This is a genomic window from Psychromonas sp. CNPT3 (assembly GCF_000153405.2).
Lineage (GTDB): Bacteria > Pseudomonadota > Gammaproteobacteria > Enterobacterales > Psychromonadaceae > Psychromonas.
This window is the reverse complement of sequence record NC_020802.1, coordinates 1,120,106-1,138,020: the sequence shown is the minus strand read 5'-3', so window position 1 is coordinate 1,138,020 and position 17,915 is coordinate 1,120,106. Positions and strand designations below refer to the sequence as shown.

The window sequence follows — 17,915 nt, the reverse complement described above, 5'->3', positions numbered from 1 at the left end:
TAAAAATATCTAATATAGATCACAAAAAAGACAACAACAATCAGGACAGGGCATTCCCTCTTGAACCATGTGCTTTTATTTTATAAAATATTGACTATCAAAGTTTACACTATAAAAATATAGACCATTATATTCGTAAATATAAATTCAACATTGAAGTTCATTCTTATTATTTCTTTACCTACACCTGTCGGGTTGAGCATGGAATTTACAACACGCGATGATAATATCAGCACAGGTGTTTTAACTTGAATATTTTAAAAATCGTATGTAAACCTTTATAACAAATTTTCAGCTTAAATGGATAAACGTATTGTGATCAAATTATTTTCATATTCATATCGAATTCTCTTTGTAACATTCATAAGTTGCATACTAAGTTTATTTTCATTACAAGCACTTGCAAGCGACCTGTCTATCGATATTCAAGTTGATCAAAGCACCTATGAAAATAATGCGCCCTTGGTTTATCAGATAAAAATTAAAAATAACAGTAGTCGTCGGATCCGCAATATCTCTGTTAATGCAGACTTCACATCTCTTCAATCTAACAATCAAAACGTTTTTGTAAGCAGTAAAATTTTAGGACAAGCCTCTTTATTATCAAATAAAGGAGACTTTGTAGGCAGTGGCGACTTATTAGTCAGTAACGCGCAGTTACGTGCAAATGGCACGTTAACCTACACAGTAACAGCAGTGGTAAGCGATGAACTATTAGTCCCCATCGATACTCTCAGCGTCAAGGTGACATCAGATAGCGATGATATCCAAAATAATGCTCCCATTGTTAAAGCCCCTGTTTATAAGTATTCGCTTAGCTTAATCGCAGATAAAAGTGAATATCAAATTAATAACAGCCTCACTTACACATTAAAAGTTAAAAATACCGGCTCAGATAAAATTCAGCATTTATCCTTGCAACAAGACTTTATGTCTTTACTTGTTGAAAGTATCGATGGCACCGCGATCCCCGCTTTTAGTCAGGTCAGTATTAGCGCAAAAAAAAATAACGCCGACAGTAATGTAGGTAATAGTTTAAGTAGTGATGATCTGCAGATTGAAAAAGCAATCATTGCCACTGGCGATACATTAACCTACACCATACAAACGACCATCACTGATAATTTAGTGGGGGATATTAATCTTTCACTGAGCAGTGAGACCGATCGAAGCATAAAAAAATCAATAAAATCAAGCATTCCACCCGCCATTGGCTACTTGGAAATAACGCAGCATAAATATAACAGTAGTAGCCCATATTATGTTGACTCAGCAATGAGCATGACACTGACCATTAGCAATACCAGTAATAACATTGTCAGCCAATATCATGTGCGCCATAACATTGCTGATTTAATCACTAATAATGCCAATGATTTAGATCTTAATAACAATAACTCCAGCGATCAACTCGGCCCCGTTAATAGTACTTGGGCCTTTTCAGTCGTCAATATTGGCAGCCACTCCACCTCTGAGTTACAAATATCAGGAGCCCAAACAGACAAAATATTTGATGATCTGGTTTCTATCTACCCGGGCGAAAAAATAGAATACGAGATAAGTGCCAACATAAGTCCGGTGAGTATCGGCGATATTAAGGGCGTAACAGCAAGAATATTTGATAGTAATGAAATAAAAAAAGATGAGAATAAAATATCAGAAGATCTTATCGCTGCCACCGTTCTTGATGAAACTGATCCTGAAATACAAATAACAAAATCGACGTTGCAAGGCGAGTATGTTCCAGGGGGGGATATTGTTTATAACATTAGCGTCAAAAACACCTCTGATAGATATTTTGCGAATAATTTACAGTTGACGGACAACTTAACCTGTATAAAAAGCGAGCAATCAAATAACGCGCCCGATGGCCCTGCTTTTTCAAGTTGGAAATTAGAAGTGATCAAGGGTAATGGCGCGCAGGGAAGTGATCCCGGTCAATTTTCTTATAATGTACCTCAAACGGGCGACCTACAAATTTCTGTAGATATCGCCCCCGGTAAAGAGATCAAATATAAATTGACCGCTACCGTCAGCACCACAAATATTGGCCATATTGTCGATAACGACCCCGCTTGTAATGATAATATCAGTGAAACCGGTACGGGCCTTGATATGCCAGACTTTAATTTGTCGATTATCAAAGACGTTAATATCGAAAAATATGCGCCCGGAAGCACTTTGATATATACCGTAAAAGTGGGTAATACTGGCGATGGCATTGCCGATAATATTCGTGTTTTTGATGATCTTGGCGCTATCATGGTCACTGATATTAATGGTGCTCAAATTCCCGCATATGACTCTTGGGAAGTGACAGCAAGCAGTGAACATATTGATGGCTCGCCCACTCAGTCCACCGTTACAGGTATCAATGGAACACTACAAAGCCCTGATAAATTTGATGTATATGCTTCCATTGAAGCACATACCATTATTACTTATCGCATTAAAGTTCATATCACTGCCACTGCAAATGGCACTATCGATAATAATGTACGCATTAATAATAGTTTAACCGCCAACCGTATGGCCTACCCTTATGATCCGGACGTAAGCTTCGCAAAATCTGCACAGGTAAATGATCTTCTTAATAATACTAATAATAGCTATTACTCAAAAGGCTCAACAACCGTAACCTACAAGTTATTGATTAAAAACAAAAAACAAGCTGGCTTTGCTATCGATGTTAAATTAATCGATACCTTAACCGATATTGAGGCTGAAATACTGCATGCAGGAGGCAAAATACCGGCCTTTAATGCATGGACAACAAGCGTCGACGTAAAAGTGTTAGATCCTTCAGGTCTTAGTAGCGCGCAACAAGCAAAGCTGATAGCGGCCGCCAGTACGGGCGTTTTTGATGATGATACAAATATAAATACAACAATACAGATCCCTGCCAATATACAAATAACCTACACTATTATTGCTAAGATTGACCGCTCTGATGAGAGCAAAATTATTTGGGGGACTTTTACTAACCATGCAACGCTTGAAATGCAAAGCCCGCATGGCACGCTCAACGCAGATGCCTCTATCACGCCTAAACCACCGCGCGTGACCGTCCTTAAAACGACCAGCTTTGATAATTTTACACCCGGACAGAAGCTTTCTTTTGATATTTATGTGTTTAATAGTGGCCAAGGCTACGCGAATAATGTGCAAGTAACCGATAATATTACGGCGCTTAATATTTTTGAGCCTAACTGGACTTTAGAAGGTAAGACAGATACACATCCGCGCACAGGCTCTAATTTTGATACCACAAATACACTACAAAATGGCCAAAATATTGCAACCGTTGTTGATCTTGATCCCGCCGATGGTAAAACGGGCACTTATGGTGGACTCGGTTTTGTCGCCTATACCGTCACCGGCATCGTAAAAAATGATTATGTGGCTGACAACATTACTAATACGGTTAAAATCTATGATCCGTTAAACAATACACATCACTCTTCAACAGCAAGTGTGGGCAAGGGAGATGCGTTAAGTAAATTAAACGTCTCCATTTTGAAAGTAGCAGATCAAACGCGCATGATCCCGGGCGAAGATCTTATCTACTCAATTATGATTGTTAATAACAGTGAGACGACTACTGAAGAAAATTTAACAGTCACTGATATGCTAACCGAAATCAAAGGGGTACTCGCAAATAGTAAAGATAAACATTATCCCAATTTAGAAGATCAATCTCCGTTTGATTCTTGGCAAATAAAACTCCCTGGCGAGTCATCTTTTGGCCCTAAAACGAACGATGATTTTATTTACCCAGCGAAAAACTTGGGCATTAAGTTAACCTTAAGCCCGGGTGAAAATAAAATATTTAAAATCAAAGTGCATGTAAAAGATAATTTTGTGGGCATGAAAGAGGGTAATACTCTCAGCCGGATCATCAGTAATACCGCCTTTGTTTATAAAGACTATGCGGACAGTAACCAATTATCAAAAGAGTCACTGCATGAAATTAACCTAGCGACCAATCATTTAAGTATCACGAAAGTTTTATTGGTCAACGGTAAACCCAATAAATATTATGGCCCAGGCGACACCCTGACTTACCGCGTCACATATGCCTCTAAAACAGGTTATACGAATGATCGCACGGTTAAAGAAAATATTACGGATGTACGCGTTTTATTAATGAATGGTAGCTCACAACATCCGTTTAAAGATGTCTTTAGTGTCGATGTGTCTAAAATCAGCACGCATGGTGGAGACGGTACAACCGATGGACGTAGCGATGGCACCGTTGAAAACAATCAAAACATTAACACCATTATCGATATTGCCAGTGGTGACTCGGTGACTTACCAAGTCATTGGCACAGTGCGTAATGACGCTGTTGGTGATATTACGATTGGGGGTATTACGGTTGAATCGGCACCTCCTCACCTAAGCTTCTTTAAAACAACACAAGAAAAAAATTATCTGCCAGATCAGCCATTAAATTATATTTTAACGGTTAAAAACACCGGCGGAGGTAATGCTTATAACATTCCAATTTTAGATGAATTATCGAAGATCACAGTCGATTTAATTGATGGTAATAACGACAAAGCATTCCCATCAGGTTGGACTATTACCGACAAAATCACTGACTCTCTAGCCGATATGAATTCAAGTGCGGGAACTTACGCTGACGACCAAGATCTCAACACACATTTTTCACTGGGCAAAGACAGTAAACTACAATATTTTATTGAAGCAACCGTACATCCAAAGGCCATTGGTAATATTGTCAATAATCTTACCGTAAATGCGAACCTAGTGAGTAATATCTCTAAACCAGCACCACAAAAATTCACTTATAAAAAAGAAATCATTGCCTATTATGAGCCAGATGGTGTCACAAAGTTAGCCAGTGGCCTCGGTGGCTATAAACCCGATGGTTATGTTGAATATCAGATAAAATTACGTAATGAGCAAGATGTACATTTAGATAACCTGTCAATTAAAGACGACATTGGCAGCGTGATGAGCGCTTGTTACTCTTTAAGCAACGGACAAACAACACCCTGCCCTGCTTTTGATCATTGGACCATAACAGCTGAAAAAGATAATAGTGGCATTACAGATGCGGGTAGTTATTCGGCTGATAATGATCTCAATACCAATTTTGATCTGGCAGCCAAAAACGCCTCTAGTGGAGACTCTTTTTTAACCTACACCATTAAAGCGCACATTAAAGAAAATGTGGTCGGCGATTTTATTAATAGTGTCACTATCGACTCACGCTATAAAAGTAGCTCCGCACGCTCACATATGCTTTTAGCCAACATTAAAAAAATGCATAAAGCGTATACCGATGATAGCCTAAGCATCGAAAAAACGATTTATGATCACACCATAGACGGTGAAAAAGTAGTCTATCATCTGCGTTTAGAAAATAAAGGACAAGGCCTTGAATACGGCAAAGCATTAACGGAAGCCTTCTCTAAGCTAAAGGTTAAACTGGCACAAATAACAAGTGGCCAAATTGATAATACACAAGCGCCCGTTTATGACAGTTGGACATTAAAAGTAAGCCAATCTAATGAATCAATGACCTCTATTGGCAACTTCGTCGATGGCAATAATAAAGATATCGACCTGCCTTACCTTTCCATTGCAGCCGGTGGCTGGATAGACTTTGTGATGCAGTCCGACATCCGCCCAGACACATTAGAAAATGTAAAAATTAGTCCAAAATATGATAATAAAACATTTGCTAGCTCAACGATAAAACCACTTGCACATGACGTCAGTATTGATAAAAAAATAATATCTATTGGCGGGCGCCCTTATACTAGTGCACAAAACTATTACCTGCCCGGTGATGAAGTTATCTATGAAGTGATCGTGGATAATAAAAATGCCGTTTGGTTCGATAATATCTTATTACGCGATATTATCTCTGGCGTGCACGTCGAAGTTATTGGAGGCAGCATTGTCAGTGCCTTTACTGATTTTAATATCACCAATGTGATCACAACCGGTCTTGATAGTAAGGTCGATACTTTAGCCCTTGATTATCTCAACAATGCCGATTTAATATTAGATCCAAGTGCAGGTGTCGATATCGCACCCGAAGAAAATATTATCTTTCTCATCAAAGCCAATATTCGAGAAGATGCGCTAGGCGATATTGATGCGAATGTGGCTTATGCCGATAATCACAATGCTCAAACAGCGAAAATACCGCCCGCACCTGCGCTTATAAGCTTTGAGAAGAGCGTCGCATCAACCACAGCAGAAAGCGGTACATGTACTTTCCCATCAAGCACCGGTAAAAACTGTAATTATAATCCAGAAGGTCAAGTCACATACCAACTCATAGTGAGTAATAACGGTGACGGCATTGCAAATGATATCCACATCGAAGATTTTATCAGTAAAATTAAAGTAAATGATAACGTCAATGCGTTTACCTCCAATAGTGTCAGTGTGATTGAAAGTCCCGATGATGCACGTTATTCAATTAATGGTAACTTTGAGGGGCGCGTCGATTTAGATGCTCGCCTTGATCTTATGCCTGGCGATAAAATAATTTTTGAAATGCTTGGAACGGTTTCTGCACGCGCAACGGGTGACATTCTAAACACCGCAAAAATCAATTCAAAACCTTCTAATACCATCACGCTCAGCGAAGGTACGGCAAGTATTCACGCTAATAAGACCTCCGATACCGAGTCTTATATCCCCGGTCAAAAAATAACTTATAGTATCACCATCTCCAATACCTCGGAGGTGAATACCATTGTTAGTGTGATTGATCCAATTTCAATGTTTCTGGTCGAAACCGCAGACGGAACAGAACAAACAGCACTCGAAAATTGGACGATTGAGTCCAACGTTATCTCCGATGCCACCAGTGATAGTCAACAAACATACACCGACATCAGTACATTACCGTTATCAGGAGACATCAATGCACAGATAAAAATGGCGGCGTCACGTAGTGATACTGATTTTACGAAAGTGGAAATAAAAATCACAGGAAATATTCGCAGTGATGCTATCGGTAAATTTACCAATATAGCGACCATCAATGGCCGTAACTACAAATTAGACTTTGGTAATATTGTGCCGGTTAATGGCACATTAGAAGTAGAAAAAACAATAACTAAAGCCACCGATACCTATTTACCCAATGAAGTCATTGGTTTTGATGTACAAGTGTCTAACGTCGGTGACGGTTACTTAACCAATGTCCTTATTTCTGATCTTGTATCATCTATTCGTTCTGATTTTGCGGGCCAAACGTTACCCGGACAAGTCTTTGACATCTGGGATACACCAACCATCATTATCGAGGGTGATAATACTAATTTAACGCAGCAACTGTTCTCACAGAACGACGCCAATGGATTTAACGCGCGCTATAATATTGCCCCACATCAAAAAATAAAATTGCATTTCCAGGCAAAAGTGAATGCAAAAACCATGGGCGACATTACGAATACGGTTGACGTTGAAGATGATAAGGGAACAAAGCAAAGCGCCTTTGCAACATATCGACCTGAAAAAGCGAATGTAACAGTGACAAAAGTAGTTGATAAAAGCGAGTATGAATCTGGCGATAAATTAACTTATGTCATCAACATCGTAAACTCAACAGGTGCATGGGCAAAAGATGTACATATCACCGACCTTTTCTCTTTAATCGAAAGCGCTAATGTTTTCGGTAAAACAAGCCTCGCGTTTAAAGCAGACTCATTAAAAATTCAAGCGATTTCCGCAACCGGAAATACCCTTATGCCACTTAATCATAAAGGTGACATCGATGGTTATATTGATATTTCGCCCAATGACACATTAACGATCACGGCCAGTGCGGACTTATTAGAAGATATTTATGGTGATGTCATCAATGAAGTCACCGTACAATTTGATGGTCAGACATCAAGCGCACAAGCTAAAAGTATTGCCCGTATACCCGGACTTATCTTTACCAAAAGCGCACCGGTTCTTTTTTATACACCGGGTGAGCCCTCAGATTATATTTTAACGATAAAAAATGACAGCAATAGTTACGCGAGTGATATTAAACTTAAAGACATTATCTCTGGCCTGCGCGTTAATACGATCGATGCCAAGACAGAGCCGGCATTTGATACATGGAATATAAAAAGTAAAACCGGTGATGTTAAAACCATCATCAGCGACTTTGAGGCTAATAATGCCGATCTTGATGTCAACATCACACTGGCGCCCAATGATACGGTTGAATTCACCATCAGTGGTCTGGTCAATAAAAAAGCCGTGGGAAGAGTCAATAACAACGCGAGTTTAGAGTTTAATAACCTAACGGTATCTCGAAGCGCTTTCTTACTGCCTGCGATTCAAAACGTTACCTTTGTCAAAAGCGTTGCAGATGGCACCAAAGAAGGCATTTATACTGCCAACGAAGAAGCCAGTTTCTTCTTAACCTTAACCAATAATGCCAATAGCTTTGCACGTGGTATTAATATCGTTGATTTGATGGATGAATTAACCGTCAACACTTTGTCGGGAAAAGAAGAAGCCGCATTTAGTGATTTTGATATCAGTTACAAGATCTCTAATGACAAATATGACACCAGTATTATTGAGACGGTTGATATTGCAGATGCGCTCGATATCAATATCGACTTAGCGCCCAATGCTCGCATTAAATTTACCTTAACAGGCAGAGTCAATGCCGATGCCATTGGCCCCATTATTAATAATGCCAACATGACTAAAAATAATAATGAGATAACGGAAAGTGCCCTACTACAACCCGCGGGTATCGTTCTTGTGGTTACTAAGATTGCAGATAAAAAAGAATATATCAATACAGATCTCCAACTAACCTATACGTTAAATGCTTATAATCGGGGCTCAAACGATGCATCTGCAATATTATTAACCGATGAGATCTCAGCATTACAAAATGCTGCCGGCACACCATTATTTACAGATTGGATAACCATCATAAAAGAGATGCCCAGTGGAAAAATCATTGCTACACAAAATAACGTCGATTTAAATACCACACAAACCTTAAAAGCGTCTGCTACGAATTCCTTTTTGATAACAGTGATCGGCAGTATTAATAAAGGCATAAATGATAATATCACCAACACCTTTAATGCGCTTGCGCCAACGGGTGAAACGGCAAGAGCAAGTGTCAGCGTCCATGTCAAAAAATACGCGGATAATGAAGGCCAATTATTAGTCACTAAACGCGCCTTAAAAGATATTATCCAAGTGGGCGAAGTAGTGGAATATGAGGTGCTCATTGAAAACAACAATGAATCAGAATTTAAGGGCGTGGTGCTGGAAGATCGCTACCCATCAGGCTTTCAATATGTCCCCGATTCAGCAGAGATAACGCACAGTGGTGAAGATGGCATTTTGGACAATAGCGACGATGTTATCTCTTATACCGATCCGAGTATCAGCAATGTATTACACTTTAATATTGGCGACCTATTGATCAGTAGTGCTGGCAATAATATGCACGATAAAGTACGTGTGCGTTACCTTCTGCGCGCATCAGTCGGCACCACGTTCGGAAAATACATTAACACCGCATATGCACGTGCAGTGGTTAATACACGTTCCAGTGGCGCATTAAGCACGGTTTCAAATTTAAGCAGTGCAAGTGTTGAAATTGCACCTGATAAAGTATTTGATACGGCGTCTGTCATTGGTAAAGTATTTGAAGATCATAACCAAGACGGTTATCAAGCAGATGCAACCGCAACGGGCATTATCGTGCACGTCGATTTAGCTGCAGACACTTATATTAGTGGCTCAACCACCCTCACCCGCGATAATAAAGTGATCAGTCAAGATGACATTATTGATGATCTGAAGATTTCGCGCTTAATGGGGTTATCTCAAAATCGCACCTTGAGTCAAAGCAATACCATTATTGTGAGCTTTAACACCCTAACACCCGATTATTTTGCATTTAGCATCAACAGTAATGCAGGCAGCCATATCACCTTTAGCAAAGATAATAACATCACCATAAACCACAGTGGCGACAAAGCGAAAGGGCTCCGGGCTGAAAACCTTAATATCACCCGCAGTCTTTATGCCGATGGCAAAACGTACTTATGGGAAATTAAAATTGAAAATATCGGCCTTTATGAAGATGGTATTCCGGGGATCAAATTATTAAGCGTCGATGGTATTACCATTGAAACCGATGAATATGGCCGTTATCACTTGCCAGATCAATGGGTGCTCAATAAAAAAGGCACACAAACATTAATCAAACTCGACACGGACTCTTTACCCACCGGTATGCACGTTATCAGCGAGAACCCTAAAGTGCTTAGGATCTCACCCAACAAGCTGACTAAATTTAATTTTAGTGTACACAAAAAATAATGCAGAGCCTTTGATTTTATGATAAATATTCCATCAAGTAGAATGATAATGAAGCGATTAATGAAACAAAAAACATTTGTGTTTATATTGTGTTTAATGCCGAGCCTCGCGCTTGCAGATGAGAGCAAACATTTAAAAAAGCTAGGCTCAAACAGCACGGATCTGAAACAACAAGCGCAAACGCAAAGTGAAAGTTCACGTATTTATTTAAAAGAAGGCGCCATTTGGGCAAGCCGTGACATTAGCCGTTTTGATCCGGTGCTGAGCCTTAGCGTCAGTGACGAAGTTGAAGTTAAGCAGGGGAAATTACTCAACCCATTAAGCTTTAACCTCGACACCAACTTTAGTTATTACATTCATCATTGGCAACTCGAGATTTACCGTGGAAATGATAGACACCTGAGTGAGCCCTTGGTCATACAGCGTGGTGACAGTTTATCAAACAGCAGTAATATTGATTGGGATGGGCAATCAAAGGTCAAAGATTATGCCTTTAAACGTGGTGAGCAACTCTTATTCCGCCTTAAAGTGTGGGACAAAGACAACAATATGGACATCACTACATTAGGTGTTATTGATTTAGTTAATGGCGATAAACAAGTCAGCATTGATAAAAATACTAATGATGAAGATGCCGGTCAACATTACGGCAAAGCCCAACTTAAGCGTCATAATATCCCGACTTCATCGGGGCTAATAAAATTTATCGGCTCCGGCTTAAAAGGGGTTGAAAGCGTACACATCGGTGATGATGAGTTTGATGTTGAAGACAATAAGCTCTATGCAGAGCTGTTTTTACCCACCGACAGTTATCGCTTCCCGACCACTGTCATTTTTAAAGATGGCAGTAAACGCCGTTTTTCTCTGTATGCGCGCATTCCCGAAACATATTACGCGCAAGCAGGTTTAGCCGATTTATACATCGGTAAAAACTTTGTCAGTAGCGACAATAGTGCGCTCAGTGTCGATGACCAATACACCGATAATATTTATAATCAAGGCCGTTTAGCCTACTTTGGCCTTGGTAAATTTGGTGATAAATTACGTATTATCACTCACATCGACACCCAAGAAAGCAATATAAAAGATATGTTTAACGGGCTTTTCTCAGCGCAAGATACACGTAGCGTCTTTGATATTGTCGATGGCGATGATGAAATGATGTACGGTAATTATGGCGATAACGCCAACATAAAAAAATGGGTGAATACCCAAGGAAAACTCTACTTAAACGTACAATATGATAAATCAGAAATGCTCTGGGGTAACTATAACACCGGGATCACAGGCACTGACAACGCCGATTACAACCGCAGTTTATATGGTTTTAAAACCGATTATCGCACCCGAGAAACCACCGAGTTTGGCGCAGACCGTTTAAATATCGTAGGCTTTGCCGCCAATTCAGAAACGCTATACTCACACGAAGAGTTTTTAGGCACCGGTGGCTCGTTGTACTTTTTAAAGCATGGTGAAGTGGTCACTGGCAGTGATAAAGTCAGTGTTAAATTAATGGATAAAGACACCGGTTTCGTTGAAAAAGAGATCACCTTACAAGCCGGCAGTGATTATACGATTGATGCTTACCAAGGGCGGATCATTTTAACAAAGCCACTGTCTGATATTGTGAATGAAGCGTTTTCTTCCATTATCAATGATGACCCTCGTGATGGTTATAGTAATTATCTTGCCGTCGATTATGAGTATGTCCCTAAAGGCACAGAATCGACTGAAAACGCCACCTATGGCGGACGCGTTAAAGGCTGGGTAAATGATAATATTGGATTGGGTGCCAGTTATATTAGTGAGCAAAAAGATAATCAAGACCATCAATTATACAGCACCGATTTAACCCTACGCGCCACCGAAGGCAGTTACTTCAAAGCGGAAGTTGCCCATTCTGAGGGATCGCAAACCGACAGTAATTTTGTCTCCTATGATGGTGGCCTTAGCTTTTCACAAGTGGGCTCTGCAAGTACGCAGGAGCGCAGCGGTAATATCTTACAACTTGTGGGTGTGGCCAGTCTTTATGACTTAAATCCAAATTGGTTTGGCGCTATCGGCAATGATATTAAAGCGTGGTATAAAACCAAAGATGCCGGCTACTCATCTGCCAGCCAAAATGATGATGTAGAGCAAACCTCTTACGGCGCGCAGCTACGTTTACAAGTGAGCGATGACATTCAACTTTCTACTCGTCTCTCTAAATTACAAGAAAAAGAACTCGATGGCACCTTAAAGACAGACACCAGTAGCGCCGAAATTGAAGGTGCATGGATGCTCAATGATAATATTCAAGTGTCGATAGCCGGTAAAAATATTACCGAGCTGAACGCTGAAAATGAATCCGGTAATGGTAGCCTCGCTGGCGCAAAATTTGAATACCTTTGGGATAATGACAACAGTCTTTACCTTAAAGGCCAAAAAACCCTGCACAGCAATGAAAATTATGAACAAAATGACAGTCTGACCCTCGGTGGTGAAGTTCAAATATTTGATGATTTAAGTTTATCGGCAGCCTACACCGATGGCGACCGAGGTGATGCTACTGATGCAAGCTTAACTTATGACGTCACCCGAAATTATTCAACCTATGTGACCTATCTCAATGACAGCGCAGAGCAGCAAAACAACGTCACGTTAGGTCAACGCGTGACCTTAACGCAAACCCTCGACTTCTATCAAGAAAACCAATTTACCCGCGAGCGTAATGGTAAAGGTCAACTTGACTCGTTTGGCTTTGATTATGATTTAAACGATGATGTCGATATGGGCATTGCCTATCAACAAGGTGAAATTGACTACAATGATGATCCTCAAAACAGCATCACAGGTGTGGTTTTCCGCCAAGCGATTAGCTTTAATATCAGCATCGACTTAGACACTGTCAGCCTTAAGCATAAAATAGAATACCGCCGTGATGATGCACAGGCGACAAATGAAAAAATTGAGCAATGGGTCACCACCAACAGTTATACGCACCATTTAAGTGATGAATATACTTTATTTGCTAAATTTGATTACTCTAAAGCGGTCAATAGTATTGAAAACGCCCTCTTAGAGCGCTTTATTGAATCAAGTATTGGACTGGCTTATCGCCCTATTTACAATGATAACTTAAACTTTTTGGCCCGTTATACTTATCTTGTTGATTTTGATAACTTATATCGAGATGTCGATTATAGCGATGAAAAGAGCCATATCATTGAGACCGAAGCAATATACTCCATGGATGCGCACTGGGACTTTGGCGTAAAATACGCTTACAAAGATAAATTTGAGGCTTATCAACGCGCCTCTAATGCCTCATTTTATGTAAATAGCCAAATTTACTTAGTGGGCTTAAGCGCCTCTTACCGCATTATGAAAGACTGGGATATTAGCACCGAGTACCATTGGAAAGGCGACACCCTCAATGAGGAGCTAGAGCAAGGCGCCCTTATCTCTTTTAATAAATATATATCAGCTAACTTTAAAGTCGGTGTAGGCTATAACTTCTCTGCATTTGATGACAATTTAACCAATGATGATGATTATGATGCACAAGGTGTCTTTCTTAATCTGATCGGCAAAATATAAAAGGTTAACCCATGAATAAAAAAACATATGCCCTGCTGATAGCCAGTCTGTTTTCTGTATTTGCTTGTAGTACAGACACTTACGTCAGCCAAGAAAACATTAATAAATACGAGAATGAAGTACAAAAGTTTTTGATCAGTGAATGCTTATTACCACAACGTGCCATTCATATGGCAAGCGTTGAACACTTTAAATTTGATAAATATGATCTGCAAGCCTCAGATCAGGCTTCAATTGATCTGTTTATTCGTGAAATTAAAGACTTAAAAGGTCGCATTGCGATTGTTGGGCATACCGACGTACAAGGATCTCTAAAATACAATGTGCACCTTTCAGCGCAACGCGCACAGACGATAAAAGATTATTTGAGTAAACAGCTCGAGGTCAAAAACTATGATTGGGAAATTAAATATTATGGCGAAACAAAGCCACTGAGCACCCAAAAAACATTAGCGGCAAATGCTGCCAACCGACGCGCCTATCTCATCTTTGAAGAAAGCACCCTTAAAAACGAGGATCCTGCGTGTGCGATCACTGATTTAAAACGGAAAATATACGCAACGGTTGCCTCACATTTTGAATTTGATAAATCACAGCTGGCCGAAAAAGATAAAAAAACGTTAGATGCGTTTATAAACAAACTAGCCGGCTTAAACGGGCGCATATTAATTGCAGGGCACACCGATATACAAGGTGCAGCCGATTATAATCAGGCATTAGCGACCTTTCGGGCGCGCGCGGTTGAAAAATACTTACGCAATAAACTCGATGCGAGTCAATTTATCTGGGAAGTCACCTCTTTTGGCGAAAGTAAGCCCATTGACGTCAAGCATAATGCCCTTGCCAACGCGTCAAATCGACGTGCGTTTGTGGTCTTTAAAGAAGGTGATATCAGTAACCAAAAAATACAAGTGCTGAGTCAATAAGCCACTATATTTCTATTGTTGCGCCGTAAAAAACGTTTTCCTTCGCAATAATAGAGATCAGTCTGCCCCCAAATCACAGCCCCGCCTTCTCAGATATGCACTTATCATCATGCTTATCTGACGTGTGATTGGCTAAATATTAAACTCTTTTTCCTTCTCAATAAAAACAAAAAAGCGCATCAGGCCACTGATGTGCTCAAAATATTGAGGTTATTCCTCAAAAGGAGGACTTTCAAGGAATAACACGCAAATAGGCGAGCCTTGAGGGTTTTTACCGCCACCTAAATCTAAACAAATATCATCGTATTGAAATTGCATCCACTGCGTCCCCATAAAAAAACTAGACGCTATTAATACACTATAAATTAGGATCTTTTTTAACATTCTGTCTCCCTATTACACCCACTTCCCTTTACACTGCACAACACTCATCTCAAAAGATGTCATCTACGCAGTGCCACATTTATAATCTGCGCGACCATGTTACCTCAAGGTGTAAAATCAGCAAGCTACAACGATTTATAAAAAATACAATGAGCATACAGGTAACATAAACAGCCATGATAACGTTAAATATGCAGTGATTTTTGTAAGATAAGCATCTGCTCTGCAAAAATAATATTGTTTTTTCAGAATAAGCTCGCGCAACGCCTATCCATTGCAAGCCCGTTTCATCGATATGCTCAAAACGGAGATGTAAACGATAAGAAGAGCCACGTAAGTACCCAAAAAACCGTCTATCATACTTAAAAGGAGGGGTATGGGGAGGATCCAAACATATAAAGGGGCTCATTCATTAACAACCGACCATAACATGCCAGAAAAATAAATAACCAAAAAACAAACTCCAAAAGATTGGATATTAATGATACTTTTTGTGATCTTACGTCTTTAATTTTAGACAATTAATAGCGATCTATTTTTACCTAAAAATATGCGCCATCAAGGTGAAAATCCATCTTATAAACATAGGGTCCCTCCCATGCGTTTATATGATTACGCTCTTTTAATTGAACAAGCCAGCCATCAGCGACAATATAAAATGCAGTGATAGTGTTTAAGTGACTAAAAGCACTTACTCTTAAACGATTTTCACGCCAACAGGCATCATACGTTCAGGCGTTAATAACACACTTTCTGAGCCATCTTCTGTTTCTGCGCAGAGCAACATACATTCCGATGTTTCGCCACGCATTTTCATCTTCGCTAAATTACACAATACAACGACTTGTTTTCCGAGTAACTGCTCTTGCGTATAATACGGCACTAGGCTCGTCACCGTTTGTAAATGCTTATCACCCACATCTATTTGCACAATGTACAACTTATCTGCATTTTCATGACGTTTTACATCGGTGATCTTTCCAACACACATTTCTAATTTGGCAAAGTCCGTATAGGCAATTGTTTCCATTTCACTTTTTCCTCAGGTTTGTTTTATTTTAACGGTTACATTATCAGCAAATATTTAAGGGTCAAGTAAATGTTTACTAAAGTAAAAGCGTAGCCTGTAAAATCAATTTTTTTAGCGAAACATTCATTCCTCACGGCAGATCCTTATAAATGTGCTAGCCTTTTAGGGCTTGTTAATTTATTTATAATATAAATAAACACGTTACAGGAAAAACAATATATTACAGTATCGATATTTCATCATAAAAGAGTATATACTTGATTATTTATTGTTCATAATTTTAATGAAAACTTAAAAGACACAACCTATAACACTAATAATGGCACGTTAACCCCCTAAGTTTTAGTAAAAAACATTAGAGTATTAAAGCGCTAAATAATTCAGTAATATATACACATATAAAATAGATAACTGGGGAATAAGTGGCTACATTAAAGAAAATTGCAGGTGAAGCGAAGGTTTCACTGGCAACCGTATCTCGCGTATTAAACGAAGATCCGACACTCAGCGTTAAAGAAGAAACGCGACGTCGTATTTTTGAAATAGCAGAAAAACTAGAGTATAAAACAAGTCGTACCCGAAAATTAGCAGCCTCATTACCCACCAACACAAAACCGCCCTTAAATTTTTTAGCTTTATATTGTTATAAACAAGATATAGAAATAAATGATCCTTATTATCTCGCTATCCGTCATGGTATTGAAATTCAATGTGCTAAATTTAATATTACCTTAACCAATAGTTATGAAGCTAATTTAGATATTCATGAAAAGCACCTTGATGGTGTTTTATTAATTGGCAGGCAAACAAAAGACACCTTAAAAGCACTTAAAAAACGTTGTAAAAATATTGTCTACATTGATTATACCGATCATGATCAAGACTTTGATTCTGTAGATATTGACCTCATTAAAATAAGCAAAGAGGTCGTTAATTTCTTTATAAATCAATCATATAATAGAATAGGGTTTATTGGTGGCCGTGACAATCAAGAGATTCCAGACATTCGGGAAAAGGCATTTTATGAATATGGAAAATTAAAAGGTGTCGTATTTAAAAATGATTTATACTGCGGTGATTTTTCTAGTTTATCCGGCTATCAATTAGCCAAAGAGATGCTAAAAACAGATCACCCAAAAGCCTTTTTTATCGCCTCAGATTCCATTGCTATCGGTGTTTTACGTGCTATTCATGAGCAAGGGTTATCAATACCGGATGATATTGCATTGATCAGTGTTAATGATATTCCTACCGCGCAATTTACTTTCCCTTCGTTATCAACCGTGCGTATTCATTCAGAATTAATGGGCAGTCAAGGGGTTAATTTATTAATAGAGCGCCAGCGTGATAATCGAAAAATCCCGCTACGCGTCTATATTCCAAGCGATCTACGTCTACGTAACACCACAAAATAATAGTAAAACGAGCACGTTACGCATAGCATCACCCACGATAAAGCATAGGTGATGCTATTTATCCTTTTTTAAAATATCTGTACTTTCTTCACTTTTTGACTTTCCCTTAAAAATTAATTTGTATGCTTTTTATTCAAGCTCGATCACAATCTTGCTCATAATATATGCGCCAGTTAAAAATAAACAACCTTACCCATTTGTTTTAGTAAAACTTTAGTTAAACTCCCACTT

Annotated in this window: 6 protein-coding genes; 4 read left to right on the top strand and 2 right to left on the bottom strand. The window is 39.1% G+C overall.

Annotated features, from left to right (window positions below; translation table 11 throughout):
- The first annotated feature begins 315 nt into the window (after positions 1-315).
- From PCNPT3_RS05045 to PCNPT3_RS05035, 3 genes are read left to right on the top strand one after another with little or no spacing between them, the layout of a single operon-like run.
- Positions 316-10,350 (top strand): DUF11 domain-containing protein, encoded by a 10,035-nt coding sequence (locus PCNPT3_RS05045; RefSeq protein ID WP_015464789.1) that lies wholly within the window; start codon positions 316-318, stop codon positions 10,348-10,350.
- A gap of 60 nt (positions 10,351-10,410) precedes the next feature.
- Positions 10,411-13,929, top strand: a complete 3,519-nt coding sequence (locus PCNPT3_RS05040) for a hypothetical protein (RefSeq protein WP_015464788.1) — start codon at positions 10,411-10,413, stop codon at positions 13,927-13,929.
- 11 nt (positions 13,930-13,940) lie between these two features.
- The gene (locus tag PCNPT3_RS05035) at positions 13,941-14,855 is read left to right on the top strand and encodes an OmpA family protein (protein ID WP_015464787.1); all 915 of its coding nucleotides are present in this window, start codon (positions 13,941-13,943) and stop codon (positions 14,853-14,855) included.
- Positions 14,856-15,065: 210 nt separating this feature from the next.
- Here the strand turns inward: PCNPT3_RS05035 and PCNPT3_RS14255 are convergent, their stop codons facing one another.
- Both PCNPT3_RS14255 and PCNPT3_RS05030 read right to left on the bottom strand, forming a co-directional pair.
- Positions 15,066-15,239 carry a hypothetical protein gene (locus PCNPT3_RS14255; protein ID WP_015464786.1) on the bottom strand — a complete coding sequence of 58 codons (174 nt, stop codon included), beginning with the start codon at positions 15,237-15,239 and terminating at the stop codon, positions 15,066-15,068.
- Positions 15,240-15,936: 697 nt separating this feature from the next.
- On the bottom strand, positions 15,937-16,269 hold the full coding sequence (locus PCNPT3_RS05030) for a tRNA-binding protein (protein WP_015464785.1): 333 nt from the start codon (positions 16,267-16,269) through the stop codon (positions 15,937-15,939).
- A gap of 422 nt (positions 16,270-16,691) precedes the next feature.
- On the opposite strand from PCNPT3_RS05030, the gene ebgR reads away from it, so the two are divergent.
- Positions 16,692-17,684, top strand: a complete 993-nt coding sequence (gene ebgR, locus PCNPT3_RS05025; protein ID WP_015464784.1) for a transcriptional regulator EbgR — start codon at positions 16,692-16,694, stop codon at positions 17,682-17,684.
- The last annotated feature ends 231 nt before the right edge of the window (positions 17,685-17,915 follow it).

Coding starts and splice junctions, on each gene's coding strand:
- PCNPT3_RS05040 (WP_015464788.1), top strand. CDS start 10,411: ATGAAACAAAAAACATTTGTGTTTATATTGTGTTTAATGCCGAGCCTC.
- PCNPT3_RS05035 (WP_015464787.1), top strand. CDS start 13,941: ATGAATAAAAAAACATATGCCCTGCTGATAGCCAGTCTGTTTTCTGTA.
- PCNPT3_RS14255 (WP_015464786.1), bottom strand. CDS start 15,239: ATGTTAAAAAAGATCCTAATTTATAGTGTATTAATAGCGTCTAGTTTT.
- PCNPT3_RS05030 (WP_015464785.1), bottom strand. CDS start 16,269: ATGGAAACAATTGCCTATACGGACTTTGCCAAATTAGAAATGTGTGTT.